18 protein-coding genes, 2 tRNA genes and 1 pseudogene are annotated in these 14,451 nt (G+C 64.6%); 11 read left to right on the top strand and 10 right to left on the bottom strand.

Annotation, left to right across the window (positions count from 1 at the left end; genetic code table 11):
• Window position 1: 1 nt before the first annotated feature.
• The 3 genes from ACVI1L_RS36110 to ACVI1L_RS36120 all read right to left on the bottom strand — a co-directional run bounded on the left by ACVI1L_RS36110 (window position 2) and on the right by ACVI1L_RS36120 (window position 1,693).
• Window positions 2–547: a NuoB/complex I 20 kDa subunit family protein gene (locus tag ACVI1L_RS36110; RefSeq protein WP_176936700.1), complete on the bottom strand. Its 546-nt coding sequence runs from the start codon at window positions 545–547 to the stop codon at window positions 2–4.
• Window positions 548–597: 50 nt separating this feature from the next.
• Window positions 598–963: an NADH-quinone oxidoreductase subunit A gene (locus tag ACVI1L_RS36115; RefSeq protein ID WP_018271860.1), complete on the bottom strand. Its 366-nt coding sequence runs from the start codon at window positions 961–963 to the stop codon at window positions 598–600.
• A gap of 214 nt (window positions 964–1,177) precedes the next feature.
• Window positions 1,178–1,693, bottom strand: a complete 516-nt coding sequence (locus ACVI1L_RS36120) for a MarR family winged helix-turn-helix transcriptional regulator (RefSeq protein ID WP_057016467.1) — start codon at window positions 1,691–1,693, stop codon at window positions 1,178–1,180.
• Window positions 1,694–1,823: 130 nt separating this feature from the next.
• Here ACVI1L_RS36120 and ACVI1L_RS36125 point away from each other — a divergent pair.
• A pseudogene (locus tag ACVI1L_RS36125) lies at window positions 1,824–3,007 on the top strand (Rieske 2Fe-2S domain-containing protein).
• Window positions 3,008–3,054: 47 nt separating this feature from the next.
• A complete protein-coding gene (locus ACVI1L_RS36130; protein ID WP_456785049.1) occupies window positions 3,055–4,347 on the top strand; it encodes a spinster family MFS transporter in 1,293 nt (430 codons plus the stop codon).
• Window positions 4,348–4,388: 41 nt separating this feature from the next.
• On the opposite strand, the gene ACVI1L_RS36135 is transcribed toward ACVI1L_RS36130, so the two are convergent.
• On the bottom strand, window positions 4,389–5,402 hold the full coding sequence (locus ACVI1L_RS36135; RefSeq protein WP_456785652.1) for a TRAP transporter substrate-binding protein: 1,014 nt from the start codon (window positions 5,400–5,402) through the stop codon (window positions 4,389–4,391).
• A gap of 199 nt (window positions 5,403–5,601) precedes the next feature.
• Between ACVI1L_RS36135 and ACVI1L_RS36140 the strand changes: the two genes are divergently transcribed.
• From ACVI1L_RS36140 to ACVI1L_RS36160, 5 genes are all read left to right on the top strand, one after another.
• Window positions 5,602–5,805, top strand: coding sequence for a hypothetical protein (locus tag ACVI1L_RS36140; protein WP_057016463.1), 204 nt, complete (start codon window positions 5,602–5,604; stop codon window positions 5,803–5,805).
• Window positions 5,806–5,996: 191 nt separating this feature from the next.
• The gene (locus tag ACVI1L_RS36145) at window positions 5,997–6,641 is read left to right on the top strand and encodes a haloacid dehalogenase-like hydrolase (protein WP_076825346.1); all 645 of its coding nucleotides are present in this window, start codon (window positions 5,997–5,999) and stop codon (window positions 6,639–6,641) included.
• A 98-nt stretch (window positions 6,642–6,739) separates the two neighbouring features.
• Complete coding sequence (locus ACVI1L_RS36150; RefSeq protein WP_028333962.1) at window positions 6,740–6,940, top strand: hypothetical protein; 201 nt, start codon at window positions 6,740–6,742, stop codon at window positions 6,938–6,940.
• A gap of 14 nt (window positions 6,941–6,954) precedes the next feature.
• Entirely contained in the window at window positions 6,955–7,146 is a 192-nt protein-coding gene (locus tag ACVI1L_RS36155; RefSeq protein ID WP_076825345.1) for a hypothetical protein, read from the top strand.
• A 156-nt stretch (window positions 7,147–7,302) separates the two neighbouring features.
• A complete protein-coding gene (locus ACVI1L_RS36160) occupies window positions 7,303–8,607 on the top strand; it encodes a hypothetical protein (RefSeq protein ID WP_456785050.1) in 1,305 nt (434 codons plus the stop codon).
• 116 nt (window positions 8,608–8,723) lie between these two features.
• On the opposite strand, the gene ACVI1L_RS36165 is transcribed toward ACVI1L_RS36160, so the two are convergent.
• Window positions 8,724–8,800, bottom strand: a tRNA-Asp gene (locus ACVI1L_RS36165).
• A 308-nt stretch (window positions 8,801–9,108) separates the two neighbouring features.
• Between ACVI1L_RS36165 and ACVI1L_RS36170 the strand changes: the two genes are divergently transcribed.
• Together ACVI1L_RS36170 and pepT are read left to right on the top strand one after the other, a co-directional pair.
• Window positions 9,109–9,432 carry an HU family DNA-binding protein gene (locus ACVI1L_RS36170; protein WP_259171327.1) on the top strand — a complete coding sequence of 108 codons (324 nt, stop codon included), beginning with the start codon at window positions 9,109–9,111 and terminating at the stop codon, window positions 9,430–9,432.
• A 172-nt stretch (window positions 9,433–9,604) separates the two neighbouring features.
• Window positions 9,605–10,861: a peptidase T gene (pepT, locus tag ACVI1L_RS36175; protein WP_456785051.1), complete on the top strand. Its 1,257-nt coding sequence runs from the start codon at window positions 9,605–9,607 to the stop codon at window positions 10,859–10,861.
• Here pepT and ACVI1L_RS36180 read toward each other — a convergent pair whose 3' ends face one another.
• The 3 genes from ACVI1L_RS36180 to ACVI1L_RS36190 form a co-directional block, all read right to left on the bottom strand.
• Window positions 10,862–11,713: a class I SAM-dependent methyltransferase gene (locus tag ACVI1L_RS36180; protein WP_168855904.1), complete on the bottom strand. Its 852-nt coding sequence runs from the start codon at window positions 11,711–11,713 to the stop codon at window positions 10,862–10,864.
• A gap of 92 nt (window positions 11,714–11,805) precedes the next feature.
• Complete coding sequence (locus ACVI1L_RS36185) at window positions 11,806–12,105, bottom strand: YciI family protein (protein ID WP_168855905.1); 300 nt, start codon at window positions 12,103–12,105, stop codon at window positions 11,806–11,808.
• A 23-nt stretch (window positions 12,106–12,128) separates the two neighbouring features.
• Window positions 12,129–12,410, bottom strand: coding sequence for a hypothetical protein (locus ACVI1L_RS36190; protein WP_057016456.1), 282 nt, complete (start codon window positions 12,408–12,410; stop codon window positions 12,129–12,131).
• A 248-nt stretch (window positions 12,411–12,658) separates the two neighbouring features.
• Between ACVI1L_RS36190 and ACVI1L_RS36195 the strand changes: the two genes are divergently transcribed.
• Window positions 12,659–12,868, top strand: a complete 210-nt coding sequence (locus ACVI1L_RS36195) for a PRC-barrel domain containing protein (RefSeq protein ID WP_168855906.1) — start codon at window positions 12,659–12,661, stop codon at window positions 12,866–12,868.
• Between the two features lie 163 nt (window positions 12,869–13,031).
• On the opposite strand, the gene ACVI1L_RS36200 is transcribed toward ACVI1L_RS36195, so the two are convergent.
• Together ACVI1L_RS36200 and ACVI1L_RS36205 are read right to left on the bottom strand one after the other, a co-directional pair.
• Window positions 13,032–13,108 (bottom strand) — tRNA-Val (locus ACVI1L_RS36200).
• 55 nt (window positions 13,109–13,163) lie between these two features.
• Window positions 13,164–13,583: a GFA family protein gene (locus ACVI1L_RS36205; RefSeq protein WP_168855907.1), complete on the bottom strand. Its 420-nt coding sequence runs from the start codon at window positions 13,581–13,583 to the stop codon at window positions 13,164–13,166.
• A gap of 199 nt (window positions 13,584–13,782) precedes the next feature.
• Between ACVI1L_RS36205 and ACVI1L_RS36210 the strand changes: the two genes are divergently transcribed.
• Window positions 13,783–14,451, top strand: coding sequence for a GntR family transcriptional regulator (locus ACVI1L_RS36210; RefSeq protein ID WP_168855908.1), 669 nt, complete (start codon window positions 13,783–13,785; stop codon window positions 14,449–14,451).

A 14,451-nucleotide genomic window follows, 5' to 3' on the forward strand; every position in this document is an offset into this window, starting at 1 on the left:
CTTAGCGTTCAATAGTGCCGATACGGCGGATCTTCTTCTGCAGCAGCAGCACACCGTAGAGCAGCGCTTCCGCCGTGGGCGGGCAGCCGGGCACGTAGATGTCGATCGGCACGATGCGATCGCAGCCACGCACCACCGAATAGGAGTAGTGATAGTAGCCGCCGCCATTGGCGCAGGAGCCCATCGAGATCACGTAGCGCGGCTCCGGCATCTGGTCGTAGACCTTGCGCAGCGCGGGCGCCATCTTGTTGGTCAGGGTGCCCGCAACGATCATCACGTCGGACTGCCGCGGCGAGGCGCGCGGTGCGAAGCCGAAGCGTTCGACGTCATAGCGCGGCATCGAGACCTGCATCATCTCGACCGCACAGCAGGCGAGACCGAAGGTCATCCACATCAGGGAGCCGGTGCGCGCCCAGGTGATGAGGTCATCGGCTGCAGCGACGAAGAAGCCCTTGTCGGACAGCTCGTGATTGACCTCGAGGAAAAACGGATCATTGGCGCCGACCGGCTTACCGGTCGACGGATCAAGGATACCCCTCGGAGCCATGGCGATCTCAGATTTGGCAATCGCCGGCTGGGAGGTTGCGGCGGTGGGGCTCAATCCCATTCGAGCGCGCCTTTCTTCCATTCATACGCAAATCCGACCGTCAGCACGGCCAGGAACACCATCATCGACCAGAACCCGGTCGCGCCGAGCTTTCCGAACGCCACGGCCCAGGGGAACAGGAACGCCACTTCGAGGTCGAAGATGATGAAGAGGATCGCCACCAGATAGAACCGGACGTCGAACTTCATGCGGGCGTCGTCAAAAGCGTTGAATCCGCATTCATAGGCGGACAGCTTTTCCGGGTCCGGCGATTGGAACGCGACCAGGAACGGCGCGATCAGGAGTGCCAGACCGATCAGGCTCGCGACTCCGATAAAGACCACAAGTGGGAGATAATTCTGCAGGATGCCGGTCATCGGCGAGGCCTTCTTGCTGCGGTTTCGGACATGCCGCAGATTCGTTGATTGGAATTGTTCTTGAGGCTTTAGCGCAGCGCAACAGGGGGCGCAAGACAAGCTATTTTGACGCTTTTACCGTCCTTCCCGCGGGCTCTTGGCCTCATCAGGCGGATGCGCTTGCCTCCATGGGCAACGCCGCGGCGGCCATCCGGTGCCCTGCGCTCTCCCCATATCAGCCCAGCCCCCGCTCGGCAGCGAGCATCTCGGCGGCGGTCAGGGTGAGCCGATCGATGTGTCCGAGCAGCAGCTCAAGATCCCCCGGCGCAAGCTGTTCCAGCAGGTGCCGGTTTCGCTCCTGCGCGCCGGCCACGATGGCATCATGGGCTGCCAGGCCGGCCTTGGTGAGAGAGACCAGGGTCTCCCGGTTGTCGCGCGGATTGGCCGCCTTCGCCACCAGCTTGCGCGCCACGAGCTCGGCGAGCGCCCGGCTGATCTGCCCCTTGTCCATGCCGACGGCCTCGGCGAGCCGCACCACACTCATCGGCGGCCGCCGGCCGAGCGAGGCGACCAGACCGAACTCGACCGAGGACAGGCCGGTCAGGCGCTTGTAGCGCAGCATCGCGCCGCGCCTGAGCAGGTTCGCCAGCACCATCAGCCGCGACGACATCATCGCGGTGATCGGCGCCAGTTCGGAATCGACAACGGCCTCCGGCGGCAAGGCCCTCTCAGTCCTGAGCTTCTCGGTCATCACCAACCTCTGCCAACAAAGCCGCGCGCTGCCAAGCTCAACGATATCGTTGACATTGTCATCTATCTATCGTTGACTTGGTCAACGATAGATCAGCCGCCGGCGCCCGACCAGCGGCGGGGAGGACAACATGACGATCACCCAGCGGGACCGCGATCTCGGCACGGCCTATGCGATGAAGCCGTCGAGCACCCGGACTCACCTCGGTCGGCCGCGGCACGCCGATGGGCGAGCTGTTGCGCCGGTATTGGCACCCGGTCGGCCTCACCGGTGACGCCTCCGATATCCCCAGAAAAGTCCGCGCACTTGGCGAAGACCTGATCCTGTTCCGCGACCGGCATGGCCGGGCCGGCCTGCTACATGCGCGCTGCTGCCACCGCGGCACCACGCTCTATTACGGCAAGGTCGAGGAAGACGGTATCCGCTGCTGTTATCACGGCTGGAAATTCGACACCGAGGGCCGCTGCCTCGAACAACCCTGCGAGCCCGACGGCGGCCTGTTCAAGGACAAGGTGCGCCAGCCCTGGTATCCGGTGCAGGAACGCTACGGCCTGATCTTCGCCTATATGGGGCCGCCCGAGAAAAGGTCGGTGCTGCCGCGCTACGAGTGCCTGGAAAACATGGACGACGGCGAGTTCGTCGAGACCGACGATTCCTCGATCGGCGGCGGCCCTGCCGTGATCCCCTGCAACTGGCTGCAGCATTTCGAGAACGTCGCCGACCCCTACCATGTGCAGGTGCTGCACGGCTCGTTCTCAGGGCCGCAGTTCAACCAACATGATGGCCTCGATGCCCGACGTGAAGTTCGAGATGTCGCCGCGCGGCATCACGGTGCGTTCGATCCGCAGGCAGGACGACGGCAAGGTGTTCTATCGCGTCACCGAGGCCGCCCTCCCCACACTCCGCGTCGTGCCCAATCCGCGCGTCGCGCAGTTCGCGCGCGTCGAATCGATCGGCTGGACCTTGCCGATCGACGACACCTCGTTCCGCATCTACGTCGCCGGCCGGGTCAAGAACGCGGGCGATATCGGGCGGATGCGCTCGAAGTTCAACGGCAAGTTCTGGTGGGACATGACCGAGGCCGAGCACCAGCAATTTCCCGGCGACTACGAGGCCCAGGTCGGCCAGGAAGCGGTGACGATCCATTCCGAAGAGCATTTTGGCCAGAGCGACCGCGGCATCCTGATGATCCGCCGGATGCTCGCTGACCAGCTCGAGGCCATGGCCACCGGCCGCGACCCGATCGGGGTGTCGTTCGACGCCGACACGAGGCCGGTCGAATTCGAGGCAGGGAATTACATCCGCGAGGCGTAAGGCCCGCGCGCAAGCAACAACAACAAAGAAGATCGGGGGAGGAAGTGATGGTCGATGTCGCACCGCAGGCGGCCGCGCCAACGCAAGCTGCGGCCGCGCCCTCGGCGCGCCGCTACTACGTCCTCGCCTTGCTCACGATCATCTACGCCCTCAACTTCCTCGACCGCACCATCTTCAACGTGCTGATCGAACCGATCAAGAAGGAGTTCACGCTCAGCGACACTACGATGGGCCTGCTCGCCGGGTTCGGTTTCGTGCTGTTCTATTCGCTGCTCGGCATTCCGATCGCGCGGATGGCCGATCGCCTCAACCGCCGCAACATCGTCGCGGTCGCCTTCGCGTTCTGGAGCGCGATGACCTATCTCTGCGGCCTCGCCTCCAGCGTCACGACGCTGGCATTGGCCCGGGTCGGCGTCGGCATCGGGGAGTCGGCGGGCACGCCGGCCTCGCAATCGATGATCGCCGATCTCTTCGACAAGAACGAACGACCGCGCCCGCTCGGCATCTACGCGATCGGCACCTATCTCGGCGTCTTCCTCGGCTATTTCATCGGCGGCTATGTCAACCAGCACTATGGCTGGCGGATGGCGTTCTTCACCGCCGGCCTGCCCGGCATCGCGCTCGCCGCCGTCTTGTGGCTGACGATCGCCGAGCCGAAGCGCGGCGCGATGGCCGAGACCTTCAAGGCCGAGCCGCTGGGGCCGACGCTGCGTTTCCTGGTATCGCAGCCGAGCTTCGTCATCGTGCTGATCGGCTCTTGTCTGACGACCTACACCAACTACGCCACCGCGGTGTGGATCCCGCCGTTCCTGGCGCGGATCCATCACCTCACCAGCGCCGAGATCGGCACCTATGCCGGCACCTTCAAGGGTCTCGCCGGCATGGCGGGCACGCTGATCGGTGGCCTCGTGGTGGCGCAGATCGGCCGTCGCGACGACCGCTGGAAGCTGTGGGCGCCCGCGATCATGTCCGGTCTCGCCGGCCCGGTGTTCGCGCTGTGCATGCTGACGCAAAGCTTCACGCTGATGGTCGCGACGCTGGCGCTGACCTCGTTCATGGTCGGCTTTCATCTCGGCCCGATCTTCGCGATTGCGCAGACGGTGGCAAAACCCAGCATGCGCGCGCTGGCCTCGGCGATCGTGCTGCTGACCGCGACCTGCTTCGGCCAGGGCGTCGGCCCCCTCGCCGTCGGCATGATCAATGACGCGCTGAAAGGCACCTACGGCGTCGATGCGGTTCGCTACTCGCTGCTGTCGGCCGCGCTCACGACGACGCTCGGTGCCCTGCTGTTCGTGTTGGCGGCACGCGCGATCCGCGCCGACATCGCGCGCGCGAGCTAGCACCCGTCTCAGCCGAGCCGGCGCGTGATGTCAGGCTGCGCTCACGTCAGCTTGCCGGTGTATTTCTCCAGCGCCGCCCAGGCGTCCGCGCCGTAGGTCTTCTGCCACTGCGTGTAGAAGCCGGCCTTCACCAACGCGGCCCTGAACTGCACGGGATCGGGCTTGTTGAAGGTCATGCCCTTCTCGGTCAGCTCGGCCTGCAGCGAGCGGTCCATCTCGACCAGATCGGTGCGCTCCTTCACCGCCGCGGCGTCGAACGCGGCATTGATGAGCTCGAGCAGATCGGGCGGCAGGGCCGCCATCGCGCGGCGGTTGCCGAGGATCCAGTAACCGCTCCAGCAATGGTTCGAGAGCGCGCAGAAGTTCTGCACCTCGTAGAGCTTGCCGGTCGAGACCTGCGCCAGCGGGTTCTCCTGCCCTTCGACGATGTGGGTCTGCAGCGCCGAATAGAGTTCGCTGTAGGAGATGCTCGACGGCAGCGCGCCAAGCCCTGAGAACAGCGACGTCAGCAATGCCGTCACCGGCACGCGGATCTTGAAACCCTTGAGATCGTCGACGCTGTTGAGCTGCCGGCTCGACGACGAGGTGATCTGACGGAAGCCGTTGTCCCAGACCTTCTTCAGCGGCACGACGCCGGTCTTCGTGATCGCCTCGCGCACGAGGTCGCCGACGCCGCCGTCCATCGCCGCCCAGACCTGGTCGTAGGACTGAAAGGCGAAACCGATGCTGGGCAGCCCCGATAGCGGCACCAGCGTCGACAGCGTCATGCTGGGCGCGGCCAGCAGCTCGATCCCGCCGGCGCGGACCTGCGACAGCATCTCCGGATCGCCTCCGAGCTGGCTGTTGGCGAACACCGTGATGTTGACCCGGCCGGACGACTGCGCGCCGACCGCCTTGGCGGCCTCAGTCAGGCGGATTGTTAGCGGATGGGTTTCCGGAGTGTTGACGCCGAGCTTGAAGTCGAACTCGGCCGCCGCAACGGCGCGCTTACCAAACATCGTGGCGGCGAGTGCCGCGGACGCGGTTCCAAGGACCCGGCGCCGGGTTAGTCTCATTGTTTTCATTATTGTTTTTCTCCCAAGCGCATTTCCGCGCCTGGGGCAGTTTTAGCCGGCCGGCAGTGTGACGCAAGGCACGGTGAAACCAATCCGCCCGTGGCACGAAACCATTTCCCGGAACTCACGAAACGATCCGGAAACAGATGGGCCTTACCAGTACCTGCCATAGACGGCGCACAGACGCCCGGAGGCGACCATGAACCACTCGATCCATTCAGCTGACCGCGCGACCCATCTCAAGATTGTGGTGGTTGCCCTTATTGCGGGGATCGGGATCGCGGCGCTCGGCATTTCGGCCCGGAACAACGCGGATTTCACCCAGACTGCCCAGTCCACGCAGGTCATCAAGGCTGGCAAGCCGGTGGCGATCACCTCGTCGGGCACCTCCACGGTCCGCTAAGACGCTTTCAAGCCTCGGCAGACACAACGGCCGCCCCTGGGCGGCCTTTCTTGTTGGTCCTGATCGTCTCAGGCTCGGACCAGGACGGTGTGGCCTTTGCGAGCAGGTTCGGCTACGGCGATTGTGGACCACCGAGACCGGAGTGCGCGCGATCGACGTGTGCAAGGTCGCAACCCGGCTGAGCGCCGCGAATGACTGAACCTCGCCTCGCCGGCGACAACATTGCGAAGCCGCAGCATGCTTCCCGCACCGACGGGTCGCCCCCTTTGCTCGGCCTCCCGGCATCGCTGCCGCTGGTGCTCGACCTCGACGGCACGCTGATCACGGGCGACCTGCTCTATCTGAGCTTCGTCTCGATCCTGCGCCGCAATCCGCTGATCGTCGTGTCATGCGCCGCCTGGCTGACGCGCGGCCGCGCGGCGCTGAAGCGCCGGCTCGCACAGCGCCAGCGCATCGACTGGAGCCGGATCGAACTGCACCAGGACGTCGTCGCATTGGCCGAGCGCGAGAACGCGGCCGGCCGCCGCATCGTGCTGGCAACCGCGGCCGACGCGCTGCTCGCTCAGAAGCTGGCGTCGCGTCTGCCTTGGATCGACCAGGTGCTTGCCTCCGACGGCGAACATAATCTCAAGGGCGCCAACAAGGCCGACCTGTTGCAAAGGACATTTCCCGGGGGCTTCATCTACGCCGGCGACAGCGCCTCCGACCTCGCGGTCTGGGCCCACGCCGCCGGCATCATCACCGTCAATGCCCGCGATGCCGTGCGCGCCGCCGCGGCCGGGCTCGGCAGGCCGACGCTGCATTTGCAGGGCCGCGCGGCCGCAGCGAAATCTTAACCGCGCCCTAACGCGGTTGTTCGATTGCAATCCGCTCCGCGACCCCAGTCTTAAAAGTTGCCCGGCTAAGGTCGGCGTCAACAAAGGCGCAGGCCACAATGAATTTGCAGCAGCAAGTAATTTCAACCGGCTTCAAGATCATCTGCACGGATTGCGGCAGCCTGGCGATCAAGGTCGCCGATCCGGCGCATGCATCCGGCGACACCATCATCGAATGCCGCCGCTGCAACGCGGTGCGCGGCACGGTGGCGGACCTGCACAATTTGGCGCGGCGCGGCCGTGACCTGTTCGAATTCTAACCGCGGCCCCGCCAATGCTGTCAGACCCGAAGGCGACCACGCAGAGCGACGTTCCCTTGGACACGGTCTGGTCGATCCTCGAGGCCGCCAACGAATTGGGCGACACCCACACGGTTGACGCCTGCCGCCGCATCATCGACGCCAATTTGCGCGGCGATGCACCGGGACAATCCGACCTCAACGCGGTCGCCGCATTCTTTGCCTGATCAAGGCAGGGCGTTGCCGTTGTGTGAATTCGTAGGGCATCGCGGAGACGAATGGCCAGGCAGAAACATAACAACACAGACCGAGATATTGCTTAACTTGCTTCGTCCAGGGCCGACCGGCTAGCTGCCTGGCAGCTTTCGGATTCGGACGGACCGATGACATTGACGCGCGGTGACCTGGTTGTCGGGGTCACGATCCCCGGGTTCTTCGTCCTCAGCGTCGCCTCGATGATCGCCTGTGGGCACGCATTCCCGGCGATGCATGTCTGGCGATCCGGCATCACCGCGCAGGCCGTCCTCGGCATCACCATCATGGTCGCGTTCGTCCCGGCGTTCGTCGCGGCACGATTCAGCTTCGGTTATCTGGTCGGCTTCTCGCTGCTGTCAGCCGTGTTCGGCTTCGTCTGGCTCAGCTTCTTCAGCGCCTTCGACTATCCGCACGCCATCGCCCGCTGGGCCATGATCGCCGCGCTGGCCGCAGCGATGATCCCTCTGATGTTACAGAATATCCCGGTTTGGCGGCCCGATTTGTCCGAGGCGGCCGTCAAGCGCATCGCGATTCTGCTGCTGGCGTCGTGCTTCGCCGTGCTGGTGGCCGACATCTCCTACGGGGCCAATCTTGGCAATCCCTATGGCGCAGCCCGCACCGCCGTCGTGCGCCCGGCGCTGTTGAACTATCTCACCGGAATCATGACCGGCGCGGTCCTGCCCTATTTGTTCGCGCATTTCGCATCGCGCAGCCGGTGGATGCCGGCGGCCGGGGTGCTGCTGCTTGCGCTTTGCTTCTATCCCGTCGTCAACAACAAGACCATCCTTCTGTTGCCGATCTGGCTGCCGTTTCTGTTCTGGCTGTACGGCCGGTTCGACCCGCGGCTGGCCACGGTGCTCGCATTTCTGATCCCGATGATCGTCGGCCTTTTGGCTTTCGCCGTCCTCGTGTCCGACAAGACCTACATCGTGTTCAGCACCATCAATCTGCGCTTCGTCGCGATCCCGTCACTCGCGCTCGATCAATACGCCGACTTCTTTGCGCACCGCGAACTCACCCGGTTCTGCCAGATCACCGTCCTGCGATACATAACCGCCTGCCCGTACGGCGAGCTCGGCCCGACCCTCGGAGCGATTTATCAGGACGGCAATTTCAACGCGTCCTTCCTCGCCACCGAGGGCATCGCATCGGTCGGTCTTGCGCTCGCCCCGGTGTCGGCTTTCGTCTGCGGCCTGATCCTGTCGGTGGGATCGATGGTCTCAAAGCACCTGTCGCCGCGCTTCATCGCAGTTTCGTCCGGCATCGCAGTTCAGGCGATCATGAACGTGCCGCTCACGACAGGCCTGCTGTCGAACGGGATAGCACTGCTGTTCCTGCTGTGGTGGCTGACGCCCGAACAGCGCGTGGCATTATCGGTCAGGCTCGAGCAGGCCGCTCAACCCGTCAGCGTTGTCGGCCTCGCGGCGTCCTGAGCTGTCGCGGCAGTTCGCCAGGTGCAGTGAACAGGAGGGCAGGCAACTCGTTATGGCACCGGTCCAGAGGGACCAATGGTTTCGGGCCAAACACGCTGCTAAGTCATTGAAATAAATGGCGCGAGAGACGGGACTCGAACCCGCGGCCTCCGCCGTGACAGGGCGGCGCTCTAACCAACTGAGCTACTCCCGCGGATGCCGATCGTCGGATTGATCCGCGCAGGACCGAGGGCATAAAGGCCCGCATCCGGTTAGTCAAGGACGTTGCGGATTCCTGCACAGCGTCGGCATTTTCGCGGCGCGTACGCGGGTTGTCGCCTGTTTTCAGGGGAAACGGCGTAGTCAGCGAAGCCCCGAATCAAATAAGGCCTGATACGTCTGGGTTTCCTGTGGCCGGCCCGGCGCTGCCCGTTCCCGGAACCGGCGGTTTTCAGGACTTTTCCGGACGCATTTTCCCGACGCGAACGGCGCGCCATTCGCGTGAAAAGCAGCAATCCAGCCATTCAGCAACGAGGAGGGCCAGACATGGCGAAGAAAGCAGCGACACCGGCGACGATCACGCTGAAGCATTTGGCGGCGGCCATCGCCGAAGAGCAGGAGCTGTCCAAGAAGCAGGCCGAGGCGATCCTGACCGATATGGTCACCAGGATCACCAAGCACCTCAAGAAGGGCGAGCGCATCAGGATCGTCGGCCTCGGCATCCTCCAGGTCCGCAAGCGCGCCGCCCGCATGGGCCGCAACCCCGCGACTGGCGAACAGATCCATATCAAGGCCAGCAAGAAGGTCGCCTTCCGCGCCGCCAAGGAGCTGAAGGAAGCCGTCTAGCGCCTACTCTCTCCGTTAAGGCAAAGCGCCATTCCGGCTCGTGACGCGGCCCCGGGGTGGCGCTTTTCTGTTATAGGAGTGTCCTTCGAAACTCGCCTTGACGCGGTTTGCTCGCGCGAACCAACTTCGCCAAAGCGCATTGTTCCTTTCTCCAGTTTTTTGCGCGGTTTTCATGCTGGCACCGGCTCTCGACTTCAAGCACACCGTCACCGAGCGCTTCCTGCGCTATGTCGTGATCGACACCCAGTCCGATCCGGATTCACCCACCACGCCTTCCACCGAGAAGCAGAAGAATCTCGGGCGCCTGCTGGTCGCCGAGCTGCAGGCGATGGGGATATCCGACGCGCATCTTGATCCGCACGGATACGTCTATGCGACGATCCCGGCCAACACCGACAAGACAGTGCCGGTGATCTGCTTCTGCTCGCACATGGACACCTCTCCCGACTGCACCGGCAAGAACGTCAAGCCGCAGGTCGTGAACAACTACCGCGGCGGCGACATCGTGCTTCCCGCCGATGCCTCGCAGGTGATCCGCCCCGCCGAGCACCAAGCGCTAGCCGACCAGATCGGCAACGACATCATCACCACCGACGGCACCACCCTGCTCGGCGCCGACAACAAGGCGGGCCTTGCCGAGATCATGGATGCCGCGCATTTCCTGATCACCAATCCGCAGGTCAAGCACGGCACCATCAAGATCCTGTTCACGCCGGACGAGGAGATCGGCCGCGGCGTCGACAAGGTCGACATCAAGAAGCTGGGGGCCGATTTCGGTTACACCATGGACGGCGAGACCGCCGGCCATATCGAGGACGAGACCTTCTCGGCCGACGGCGCCAGCATCATCATCGAAGGCGTCGCGACCCATCCGGGATTCGCCAAGGGCAAGATGGAGCACGCGATCAAGATCGCCGCCGCGATCGTCGATCGCCTGCCGAAGGACACCTGCTCGCCCGAGACCACCGAGGGCAAGGAAGGCTTCCTGCATCCGGTCGCGATCTCCGGCGCGCTGGAGAACGCGCGGATCGACTTCATCGTGCGCGATTTCACCGAGGCCGGCCTGAAGCAGAAGGAATCGCTGCTGGAAGACATCGTGAAGGACATCATGAAGGGCTATCCGCGCTCGACCTACCGCATGGAGGTCAAGCAGCAGTACCGCAACATGAAGGATGTGATCGATCGCCACCCGCAGATCGTGGCCTATGCGATCGAGGCGATCGAGCGCGCCGGTCTCACGCCGGTGAAGACCTCGATCCGCGGCGGCACGGACGGCTCGCGGCTGTCCTTCATGGGACTGCCCTGCCCGAACATCTTCGCCGGCGAGCACGCGTTCCATTCGCGGCTCGAATGGGTCAGCCGGCAGGACATGGAGAAGGCCGTGCAGACCATCGTGCACCTGGCGATAATCTGGGAAGAGAAGGCCTGATCAGGCCCGCGCGGTCACGATCCAGATCGCGCCGGGCAGCAGCACCGCATCGCCCTTGACAAACGGCGCCAGCGCCTCGCGCATCGAGGCGATCGCCGCAGCGCGCACCTCATCAGGGTGCCCTTCCAGCGCGCGGCTGGCCGGCCCGATCTCGAGCGCGCCCTGGATCGCGGCATCGATGCCGCGCCCGGTCGCGACATCAAGCTCAACCCGGCACGGCTCCATGGCAATGCCGGAGAAGCCGGCTTCGCCCAGGATCCGCTTCACCCGGGCCTCGGAGGCGAACGCGAACGGGCCGGGATCCTCGGGCCCTAGCGGCGGCAGTTTCGGCACGTGCTTGTAGACGGCAGCAAGCGGCGTCATGAAGAACGGATTTTCGCGCGGCTCCTGCCAGCAGACGAAGGCGAGACGACCGGTCGGCTTCATCGCCTTGCGCAGATTGGCGAACGACGTCACGGGATCGGCAAAGAACATCACGCCAAAGCGCGAGGCCAACAGATCGAAGCTCTCGCTGACAAACGGATAGATGGTCGCGTCGGCCAGCGCGAACTCGACCGGCAAACCCTGCGGCGCGCTCTGCCGCGCCCGCGTCAGCATCGGCTCCGAGACATCGACGCCGAGCACGTGACCTGTGGGCGCGACCTTGGCCGCCAGCGCGAAGCTCGAGGCGCCGCTGCCACAGCCGACATCGACGACGCGTTCGCCGGCTTTCGGCGCGGCGCGATCGATCAAGAGGTCGAGCACCGGCTGCAGCACGATATCCTGCGCGGCCTGCCGTGTTGCCCAGCGCTGACCGCCCGGCCCGTTCCAATAAGCAATCTGGTCGGCGTTCTGCGGATGGCCAGCGTTCATGCGATCGAAACCTTGTGAGGAAGCTTCTGTTGTCTCATGTTTGGGCATGATCTTTTTCGGAAAACAGCTTCGCACCTTTTCCGGATCATGCCCTAGCAGCACTCGCGCGTCGCGGCGCGCAGCATCGGCTGATAGGTGAATCCGGCATCCGCCTTGGTGACGGGATCGTTGGCGACGATCTCCTGCGGATCGGCATCGTCGGGCAGTTGCAGCACGCCGAGGCCCCAGACGCCGGCGGGATCGGCGACCGGTCCGAACACCAGCGCCTTGCCGGCCTGCAGCAGTTCGCCGCAATAGGCGACGTGCGCCTGCATGATGGCGGCCTCCTGCGGCGTCATATCCTGAGGAAAGGTCGGGCGCGGTCCGGTCAGTTGGCAGACGTAGTATTTCATCGACCTGATCCGCGCTCGGAGCTTTATTTGACGGCTGCGCTCGTGGGCTTGGCCGGCTTCGGCTTCGCGGCATTCGCCTTGGGTGCGCCTTGCCCGTCGCTGCGCGCGATGCCCCAGGGATCGGTCGGCTTCTGATCCGGCACACCGCTTAGCGCACGCTGATAGGCGCGCTGCTGCCGCGCCTCGTTGGCCGCATCGGCCGGCGACTTCTCGACCTCTTCGCGATAGCGCTGAACGTGATCCGACTGTGCGAATGCGGGTCCGGCAATCATGGTGAGAAGAAAAATCGCGGCGAGTTTGCGCATGCATCAAGTTCCCGGTTAGGCGGACAGAATAGCATCGCTGCAGCGTCGGCATCAAATCGGAGCGCGTGACTTTCGGCACCTTTCGCACCATCGGGGATCGAATGACATTCGGCACGCCAGCGCGGAGCAAGCGCGGTCCCGGCCATCCCCATGAGACTACTCCACGGCCGGGATCGCGCCCTCTCCGCGCGTTCACCGAGAGCGATGCAATGGCCTTACTCCGTAGGGCTCATCAACCAGAGGCCGCTTTGCAGCTCGTGAAACACCGCGCCACCGTCATCCTGCGCGAGCATGTGCAAGCGGAGGCCGAGCTGGTCGGACGAGCCGCGGTTCTCACCGATGGAACCGCAGGGACCGTCGAGGGCGTGTTTCTCGACGAATCTCACGGGTTGCGCATCTCGATCAAGGGCCACATCGGGAAGTGGCCGATCGCGACCATCAGGATACTTCAGCCATAGGGCTGGATCCAAAACGGGGAAGCACGCCCGCACATTCAGGCAGCCGGTTCGGCTGCGCTCTTCGAGCTTCGGTGCGACAGCCTTCGCCCTGCGAACCGAACAAGCGGATGAATTCGTGCTCACAGGCTGGCTTGCCCAGCCGTAGCCCGTGAGGTGCGAAGGCTGGTAGGCGGCGAGAGATTCGAACTCCCGACCCTCTCGGTGTAAACGAGATGCTCTAACCAGCTGAGCTAGCCGCCCTTACCTGCGCGCCTCTTTAGCCTCGCCTGCCCCCGAGGCGCAAGGCCGCAAAACCTCAATCCGTCAGCTCCCAGTCCTTGGGGTGCGCTGGCAATTCCTCGAGATCATTGATCCATGGCGCCGCGGAGCGGCACCAGACCTGGCGTCGCGGGCTCAATTGGCCGCGCTGGCGAATGCTGCCCCAGCGGATGCCCCAGTCGTCGGGCCCGCCGTCCTCGCCGCTCGTAAACAGCGGCGAACCGCAATCGCCGCAAAAGTGCTGGAAGCGGATTCGGCCGTTATCGCCCCGCTTGCCGTAGACCTTCGGCGCACCTCCGATCAGCCGCACCTGTTCGGCGTCGCAGATCACCGTGACGCGGTAGGGCGAGCCGGTCAGCGCCTGGCAGTCCGTGCAATGACAGATCGAGACGCATTCGGGGTCGATCTCGGCCTGATAGGTGATAGCCCCGCAATGGCATTGCCCGTCGATACGCATATGGCGCTCTCCAATTCCGTCAAACAAAGCAACCGCCGTGGGCGCGGTTCCATCGTCCAGGGGGCCTGGCTCTCGGCCCACTTCCCTTGACGGAGCAACGCCGGTATCCCGTACCCGCCTTGTTTGGGATACCAAATCGGGATACGAAACCCGCCAGACCGAGATTCTGTACCCGCTAAGGCGGCCAAAGGACGGCGCCATGTCGCAGATGCTTCAGATCCATGACGAGCTCCGGGAGATGATCCTGTCGCTCGACCTGGGCCCCGGCGAGCGGCTGACCGAGCGCTGGCTGGAGAGCCGGTTCGAGGGATCGCGCACGCCGATCCGTGCCGCGCTGGTCCGGCTCGAAGGCGAAGAGCTGGTGCGCCGCGACGGCCGCAACTGGATTGTCGCACCGATCGACCTCGGTGAGCTGGAGGCGCTGGCCGAGTTCCGGATTCCGCTGGAGACGACGGCGGTGCGCCTCGCCTGCGCGCGGGCCAGCGCAGCCGATATCGCCGGCGTCGAGGAGATGCTGGATGCCTGCCAGTCCGGCGCGCCGCGCGAGGAATGGCATCGGGTCGGCACCGATTTCCATGTCGAGATCGCGCGGCTCTCCGGCAATCCCTTCATCGTCAAGGCGATCGCCGGCGCCATGACGAGGCTGTCGCGGGCACGCTGGCTGGAAGTGTGGACCGAGCCGTCGCGCGAGCAGGCCTGGCGCGAGCACCGGCGCATCCTCGGCTTCATCAAGGCCAACGATCCGGAGGCCGCCGCACGCGAAGCCGCCGACCACATCACCGATACCCGTGATCGCCTGCTGCGTTCGCTGAACGAGGATCGCCGCGGCCTGCGGGCGCGCGGCTTCGCCGTGATCGGGCTGCGCTGA

It is taken from the genome of Bradyrhizobium sp. USDA 4516 (genome assembly GCF_054055915.1).

Bases quoted from the DNA above. Each gene is read 5' to 3' on its own strand.
- ACVI1L_RS36130 (WP_456785049.1), top strand. From the start codon at position 3,055: ATGGTCGATGTCGCACCGCAGGCGGCCGCGCCAACGCAAGCTGCGGCC.
- ACVI1L_RS36210 (WP_168855908.1), top strand. From the start codon at position 13,783: ATGTCGCAGATGCTTCAGATCCATGACGAGCTCCGGGAGATGATCCTG.
- ACVI1L_RS36135 (WP_456785652.1), bottom strand. From the start codon at position 5,402: ATGAGACTAACCCGGCGCCGGGTCCTTGGAACCGCGTCCGCGGCACTC.
- ACVI1L_RS36185 (WP_168855905.1), bottom strand. From the start codon at position 12,105: ATGAAATACTACGTCTGCCAACTGACCGGACCGCGCCCGACCTTTCCT.
- ACVI1L_RS36115 (WP_018271860.1), bottom strand. From the start codon at position 963: ATGACCGGCATCCTGCAGAATTATCTCCCACTTGTGGTCTTTATCGGA.
- ACVI1L_RS36120 (WP_057016467.1), bottom strand. From the start codon at position 1,693: ATGACCGAGAAGCTCAGGACTGAGAGGGCCTTGCCGCCGGAGGCCGTT.
- ACVI1L_RS36110 (WP_176936700.1), bottom strand. From the start codon at position 547: ATGGCTCCGAGGGGTATCCTTGATCCGTCGACCGGTAAGCCGGTCGGC.
- pepT (WP_456785051.1), top strand. From the start codon at position 9,605: ATGCTGGCACCGGCTCTCGACTTCAAGCACACCGTCACCGAGCGCTTC.
- ACVI1L_RS36155 (WP_076825345.1), top strand. From the start codon at position 6,955: ATGCTGTCAGACCCGAAGGCGACCACGCAGAGCGACGTTCCCTTGGAC.
- ACVI1L_RS36180 (WP_168855904.1), bottom strand. From the start codon at position 11,713: ATGAACGCTGGCCATCCGCAGAACGCCGACCAGATTGCTTATTGGAAC.
- ACVI1L_RS36145 (WP_076825346.1), top strand. From the start codon at position 5,997: ATGACTGAACCTCGCCTCGCCGGCGACAACATTGCGAAGCCGCAGCAT.
- ACVI1L_RS36140 (WP_057016463.1), top strand. From the start codon at position 5,602: ATGAACCACTCGATCCATTCAGCTGACCGCGCGACCCATCTCAAGATT.
- ACVI1L_RS36160 (WP_456785050.1), top strand. From the start codon at position 7,303: ATGACATTGACGCGCGGTGACCTGGTTGTCGGGGTCACGATCCCCGGG.
- ACVI1L_RS36205 (WP_168855907.1), bottom strand. From the start codon at position 13,583: ATGCGTATCGACGGGCAATGCCATTGCGGGGCTATCACCTATCAGGCC.
- ACVI1L_RS36150 (WP_028333962.1), top strand. From the start codon at position 6,740: ATGAATTTGCAGCAGCAAGTAATTTCAACCGGCTTCAAGATCATCTGC.
- ACVI1L_RS36190 (WP_057016456.1), bottom strand. From the start codon at position 12,410: ATGCGCAAACTCGCCGCGATTTTTCTTCTCACCATGATTGCCGGACCC.